General features: G+C 35.6%; 6 protein-coding genes. 3 read left to right on the top strand and 3 right to left on the bottom strand.

Annotation, left to right across the window (positions count from 1 at the left end):
- Nucleotides 1-179: 179 nt before the first annotated feature.
- Together B371_RS0102365 and B371_RS0102360 are read right to left on the bottom strand one after the other, a co-directional pair.
- On the bottom strand, nucleotides 180-488 hold the full coding sequence (locus B371_RS0102365; protein WP_019412715.1) for a metal-sulfur cluster assembly factor: 309 nt from the start codon (nucleotides 486-488) through the stop codon (nucleotides 180-182).
- 49 nt (nucleotides 489-537) lie between these two features.
- Nucleotides 538-1311 carry a prolyl oligopeptidase family serine peptidase gene (locus B371_RS0102360; protein WP_019412714.1) on the bottom strand — a complete coding sequence of 258 codons (774 nt, stop codon included), beginning with the start codon at nucleotides 1309-1311 and terminating at the stop codon, nucleotides 538-540.
- A 136-nt stretch (nucleotides 1312-1447) separates the two neighbouring features.
- On the opposite strand from B371_RS0102360, the gene B371_RS0102355 reads away from it, so the two are divergent.
- From B371_RS0102355 to B371_RS0102345, 3 genes are read left to right on the top strand one after another with little or no spacing between them, the layout of a single operon-like run.
- Nucleotides 1448-2254 carry a Cof-type HAD-IIB family hydrolase gene (locus B371_RS0102355; protein ID WP_019412713.1) on the top strand — a complete coding sequence of 269 codons (807 nt, stop codon included), beginning with the start codon at nucleotides 1448-1450 and terminating at the stop codon, nucleotides 2252-2254.
- Between the two features lie 26 nt (nucleotides 2255-2280).
- On the top strand, nucleotides 2281-3135 hold the full coding sequence (locus B371_RS0102350) for a DegV family protein (RefSeq protein WP_019412712.1): 855 nt from the start codon (nucleotides 2281-2283) through the stop codon (nucleotides 3133-3135).
- Nucleotides 3136-3153: 18 nt separating this feature from the next.
- The gene (locus B371_RS0102345) at nucleotides 3154-4482 is read left to right on the top strand and encodes a CoA-disulfide reductase (RefSeq protein ID WP_019412711.1); all 1329 of its coding nucleotides are present in this window, start codon (nucleotides 3154-3156) and stop codon (nucleotides 4480-4482) included.
- A 34-nt stretch (nucleotides 4483-4516) separates the two neighbouring features.
- On the opposite strand, the gene B371_RS0102340 is transcribed toward B371_RS0102345, so the two are convergent.
- The gene (locus tag B371_RS0102340; protein WP_019412710.1) at nucleotides 4517-5977 is read right to left on the bottom strand and encodes an alpha-amylase family glycosyl hydrolase; all 1461 of its coding nucleotides are present in this window, start codon (nucleotides 5975-5977) and stop codon (nucleotides 4517-4519) included.
- Nucleotides 5978-6402 lie beyond the last annotated feature (425 nt).

Genomic DNA, 6402 nt, shown 5'->3' with positions numbered 1-6402 from the left:
TCATACTAGAAACTACTCCTTAAAATACCGGGAAGACGGGATTCATGGCTTACTAAATTTATATACTTTTGTATGAAAATACTTGTAGACAAAAAGACAATATGGTGATTTCATATATAGCAAAAAAGGCCCACTTACTGGTTTTTCATACAGTAAGTGGGGCGATAATTTAATATATTTTATCTGACTCCGAGAGCCATTTTCGCATAACGCGACATATTATCTTTTGACCAACCAGGTGTCCAAACAATCTTAACATCGACTTCTTTGACTTCTGGTAATTCGTATAAAGAAGTTTTAACCATATCTACAATCATTGGTCCCATTGGGCAACCAAGTGATGTTAAGGTCATTGTTACTACTCCAAAACCATCTTCTGTTAATTCTACATCATAGACAAGGCCGAGGTTTACAATATCAATACCTAACTCTGGATCGATAACATTTTCTAATGCACCCATCATGCTATCGCGCATATCTTGATCCATATTCATACCCCTTTCTAAGTAACTTTATCTTTATCATAACAAATGAAACCTATACAGACAAATAGTGTGCAACAAAATCGGTTGCTGTCAGCATTCCTTTTCTTGTAACGGCATGACTTGCTGTTTTATCTGTCATAAACTGAAAACGTTGTGGTTCGTGTACATACAATTTTTTCAAAGCGTTAAAATAGTTAAAGGTTGGTTCATAAGGAACAACAGTATCTTGTACCCCATGCCAAAAGAAAACAGGACGACCATTTAATGCGCGAGGATTTAATGTGATGTCAAACTTCCTTAATGTTTCTAACATTTCCTTCCTTTCAACATCTGTGATTGCAAGGTCAAAACCACGTGCTTCATATTGAGTCATTTGGGCTTTTGCCAAGTTTACATAACTAGGTGAACCCATCATAACAATCGCTGAGTCAATCCAAGGGTAAACATTTAAACAACCTAGCGTTTCAATACCACCCATTGAAGTCCCACCTAGTCCAATCTTGGTTTGTTCATTAATTAAATTCTTTGTAGTCAATTCATTCCGCAATATAGTTACTTCTTCAATAGATGTTAAAACGATATCCCAAAAGCGTAATGACATTTCCACTTCATCGAGGGATTCTTGTCGTTCACCATGTAAATGGGCATCAGGTAATAAAACACGTAACCCTTTTTCAGCTAATTGGTACGCATAATGAAGATTATGTTCTTTTGCACTAGTGAAACCGTGGAGAAAAATTACGACTGGGACCTGTCTTTCTCTTTCCGATTCTCTGAATACATGTAGTAGTGGAATATGTCCCCATCGTTCATTTTCTACAATCAAGGTCACACTTCCTTTGCATCTAGATTTCATTATACTAGCAAAATATTTGACAAAATTCAAAAATTTAACCCTCTTTTTTGACTAAAGGTTGTTGATAACGCTACAATTTACTCTATAAGGAAAGGAGTTTTAAACAATGGAACCTCATTTAATCGTTTTAGATTTAGATGGTACCTTATTAACTGATGAAAAAATCATTTCCGAAAAGACTTTACATACTCTATTTAAAGCGCGAGAGCAAGGTCATGAAATTATGATTGCCACTGGTAGACCTTACCGTGCTAGTGAAGTTTACTATCAACAATTAAAAATGCAAACTCCAATTGTTAATTTTAATGGAGCATTTGTACATCATCCAACTGATCAAACATGGAAGCCCATTCATGAACCCATTAAACTTGAAATAGTGAAAGAAGTCATTGATGCTGTCCATGATTATAAATTCTTCAATATTGTTGCAGAAGTAAAAGATGACGTATATTTACACTATCATGATGAAAAATTACTCGATATCTTCAGTTTTGGAAAACCCAATGTAACCACCGGAGACATTCGTAATTATTTAAAAGCTGATCCAACAAGTTTACTTATACATGCAGAGGAACATGAAGTTTCTGCTATTCGACAACATCTACACGATGTACATGCTGAAGTGATTGATCATAGACGGTGGGGCGCACCTTGGCATGTAATAGAAATTGTACGTAGTGGGCTCAATAAAGCCGTTGGTCTTTCACACGTTGCGAAATACTTAAATATTCCACAACAACGAATTATTGCGTTTGGTGATGAAGATAACGATTTAGAAATGATTGAATACGCTGGAACAGGTGTTGCAATGGGAAATGCAATTGACCCACTAAAAAATATTGCCAATGAACTGACAGCTTCAAATAACGAAGATGGAATTGCACATTTTCTACAAGAACGCTTAAACTTATAAACAACAATTAATTCGGGGGGATTAAAATGAAAATATTTGCTGATAGTGCTTGTGACTTACCGAAATCTTATTACGATACAAACCCAGTAACATTAATTCCTTTACGTGTTCATATTGATGAAACAGAATACTTGGATATCACTAGTATTGAATCCATACAAGTACTCAATAAAATTAGACAAGGTAAACAACCTAAAACATCTCAAGTTTCACCCGATCAATTTTTAATTCTTTTTGAAGAGCTTGCTAAGTCAGGAGAAGATGGTTTATATATTGCTTTCTCATCCGAACTATCTGGAACACACAATACTGCAGTCATGATTCGCGATCAAGTAAAAGAAGACTATCCTGATTTAAACTTAACAATTATTGACTCGAAATGTGCTTCTCTTGGGGCTGGATTACTTGTACAAGAAGCAGTACGTCTTATGAAGGCAAATGAATCGTTAGAAAGCATAGTGGAAACCATTAAGTTTAAAGCTCAACACATGGAGCATTTGTTTACGGTTGAGGATTTAGATTATTTAGCACGTGGCGGCCGGGTATCGAAGGCTAGTGCAATTATTGGTGGGTTACTAAATATTAAGCCTCTCATTCAAGTTGAAAACGGGAAGCTTATACCCATTGAAAAATTAAGAGGCCGTAAAAAACTAATGAAACGCATTATTGAAATTATGGAAGAACGCGGTGAACGACTTCATGAACAAATGATTGCAATTTGTCATGGAGATGACGAGACATTTGCCCTTGAAATGCAATCATTGATCGAAGAAAGGTTCCATCCAAAGAACATTGAAATACAGATGATAGGCTCAGTAATTGGTGCACATACTGGACCTGGAACTCTTGGTGTGTTCTTTTTGAATCAAACACAACCATAGGAAATGGAGAGTGTGGAGATGAAAAAAATCGTAATTGTTGGAGCGGTTGCTGGAGGAGCAACTGCCGCAGCCCAAATACGTTTTTATGATAAAGATGCAGAGATTATCATATTTGATCTAGATGACACAATGTCTTACGCAGCATGCGGAATGCCTTATGCTATTGGAGGGGATATTCCAGATGTAACTCGGTTAATTTCAGCGACACCAGAAGACTTTAAAAGTGAACGAGACATTGATGTTCGATTAAAACACCGCGTGACCAAAATCAATCGAAAGTTAAAGTTTGTTGAAGTTTTAAACTTAGAAACACAGGAGTCCTTTAAAGAATCTTATGATTTTCTAATTTTATCACTTGGGGGCTCGCCGATTGTTCCTAAAACACCTGGCTTAGATAGCACCACCATGTTCACATTACGAAACTTAAACGATATGAAAAAAATTATTCATTATATTAGAACTGAAAAACCTCAAAGTTGTGTCATTGTTGGCGCAGGATTCATTGGTCTTGAGATGGCAGAAAATCTTGATAAACTTGGTTTGAAATTATCGATAGTCGAAAAGTCTCCACAAATTATGAACATTCTAGATGTCGACAGCTCTGAACTAGTTGAGAAAGAATTGCATGACCATAACATCCGTATTTATAAAGATAATTTTATTACCAAAGTCGAAGGTCGAGACATAGAACTTGACTCAGGCGAAAAATTACAAGCAGATTTCATTTTAATGAGTATTGGTGTAGCTCCTAGCACAGAACTAGCTGAAAATGCACAATTATCCATTGGGGAAACACGAGGGATTGTGACGAATGAATTTTTGCAAACGAATGATCCCTCTATTTATGCGATAGGTGACGCTGCAGAGAGCGTAGACTTTATTACTGGAGACCCAAAACGTGTTCCTTTAGCTTGGCCAGCTCATCGACAAGCTTACATTGTTGCGAAACATATCACTGGAGTTGAGGTTTTATTCAAAGGATTGCTTGGAACCTCAATTAGTAAAGTGTTTAATCTTTCAGTTGCACTAACTGGCTTAAGTAAGCGCGTCTTAGATGAGAGCAAAATGAACTATTCCACTGTTACTCAAACAAGTAAATCAAATTCAGGTTATTATCCAGATAGTGCTGAGATTTTCATGAAGATCCATTATGATTCATTCACTCGTAAAATTTTAGGTGCACAAGTTATTGGAGCAAAAGGTATAGATAAACGCATTGATGTTATAGCGACCGCTATTTATGCTGGTCTGACAATGGATGATTTACAAGCACTTGAACTTGCCTATGCCCCTCCCTATTCATCACCAAAAGATCCGGTGAACATGGCTGGTTATCGAGCAAAATAAAATCGTTTGAGACTATAGTTGTCTCAAACGATTTTTATTTTGTTTTCTTTTCTATGGTACTTTTTCGATGTTTTCCTTTTCTACGCCAAACGATATAGAGAAAACTTAAAAATAACAGATAAGCGACAGCAAGAGCGGCGATATATAACTTATTAAACCCTTTATTATCATTAACTATATAAAATTCTGCAATTTCTCTATCAACTACAAGATGATAATTCCCACTATCTTTTTGTCTTAATATATCATTTTCAAATAACCCTCTAAGCTCTTTATTATCTCCGATAACTTCTCTATCTAAATTGAAGGTTTGGGTCCCACTTGTGTTGTTGATTACAACAATCCATGTTTCATCATCATTAGAACGTTTATAAATCATAAATCCTGCTTCATTATGCAACATTTCCATCGTCCCAGTTCGAAGTGCAGAGGACTTATTTCGAAGAAGTTGAATATCACCGATAAATTCAATTAATTTTTCATCTGTTTTCAAGTTTAAAATAGGATGAGATTCAGGAGGGTGTTCCCCATTGACTGCGATTTCAGAACCGTAAGTCATTGATGGAACCCCTGGAATTGACAATAAAGTAGCCATTGCCATTTTCCATCGTGTAGGTGGAAACATATTTTCTTCTGCCGCGTCAGCAGTAAAACGTTTACTATTGATTGAATCAATTTGTTGAATGAAAGGTGGTCCAGCAGTTTTTCCAGCTATTTGAGATGTTTTCATGTCTACGTTTTTAAAGGCATTACGATACATTTCTTCTTTCTCGCTCAAAATCTGTGCATCGAAATTTGCTTCACTTGGTTCACCACTTAACACATATAAGTCTTCTTTTTCTTGTTTAAGCGTTTCAGATATTAAATTTAAAAATTCTGTGTCAATTCCTTCAATTGCTGTGAGGCGCAGTCCATCTACATTATATTCTTGTATAAATGTTAAAGCTGCATCAAGAATAGCTTGTTGTGCATCTTCATTAGTCAAATCCCACGACACTGTTCCATCAGCGTTGTCGATGACCCAAGAGGCTTTGTCTTCATCTGTTGTGAATACATGTTCGGAGCTAACATTTTGAATTGGAAAATCAGTGATGACACCAATGTTCTTTTCATGGGCTGTGTTTATTAATGTATTGAATTCTTCTTGCGTTCCAAAATGACGTTCTAATGTATTATAATCAACAACGCGTTTACCATCGTATGAATCCGTAGAGAAGATTGGGCCAATTGAAATTAAGGTAAATCCCATTTTTTCAATATGATCTAGTTTTTCGACCACACCCATAAAATCTCCACCTGCAAATGCATCAGGTATTCTTGTATCTACTTCAAAATCATTTTCAATCGTTTTATTAAAATACCGATCAACTAATAAATCATATATACTTTCATCTTGAATTCTTTTATTTGTTACTGCTTGAGCATTTAGTGGAGCAATCATGCAAACCATGAGCATGAGAGCAATCACCACTCGTATCCATTTATAAGTCTTCACGGGAGGTCCTCCTCTAACAATCTTCACTCGTCATTTTACCAAATAGGGCTAGACCTCGCCATGATTAACAAAGAATTAACTCTAAAGATACGTCTAAACTGTGAAATAACCTGTACTAAGGAAAAATTTGCAGGTTCTTTTTTGTCTAACCTGTTAATTTGAGTAGTACATTAACCATACAATTTTATTATGAATTGGAATCTTTTAAAATGCCTATAAAACAAGATTCAAATAATTATCACTTCCTTTGTTCATCGTTTTTGCTTGATTTAGTGATACAAAATATTAATTGTGTATCTGCTAATTCCTTAAACGGAAACATTAAAAAGGATAATGAATGTAAATTCCGAACATAAGAAATACCGGGCAAAGTCGGCCCGGTCCTTTATAAGTTAGCCTTCTATTTAAGTCTAGTGATTTCCGTT

Source organism: Paenisporosarcina sp. TG20 (assembly GCF_000286315.1).
Lineage (GTDB): Bacteria > Bacillota > Bacilli > Bacillales_A > Planococcaceae > Paenisporosarcina.
The sequence above is the reverse complement of the archived record's forward strand: the minus strand, read 5'-3'. Positions and strand labels throughout refer to the sequence as shown.

What these genes read in the sequence shown, in the direction of transcription:
- B371_RS0102365 (WP_019412715.1), bottom strand. Translation starts at nt 488, where the DNA reads ATGGATCAAGATATGCGCGATAGCATGATGGGTGCATTAGAAAATGTT.
- B371_RS0102355 (WP_019412713.1), top strand. Translation starts at nt 1,448, where the DNA reads ATGGAACCTCATTTAATCGTTTTAGATTTAGATGGTACCTTATTAACT.
- B371_RS0102350 (WP_019412712.1), top strand. Translation starts at nt 2,281, where the DNA reads ATGAAAATATTTGCTGATAGTGCTTGTGACTTACCGAAATCTTATTAC.
- B371_RS0102345 (WP_019412711.1), top strand. Translation starts at nt 3,154, where the DNA reads ATGAAAAAAATCGTAATTGTTGGAGCGGTTGCTGGAGGAGCAACTGCC.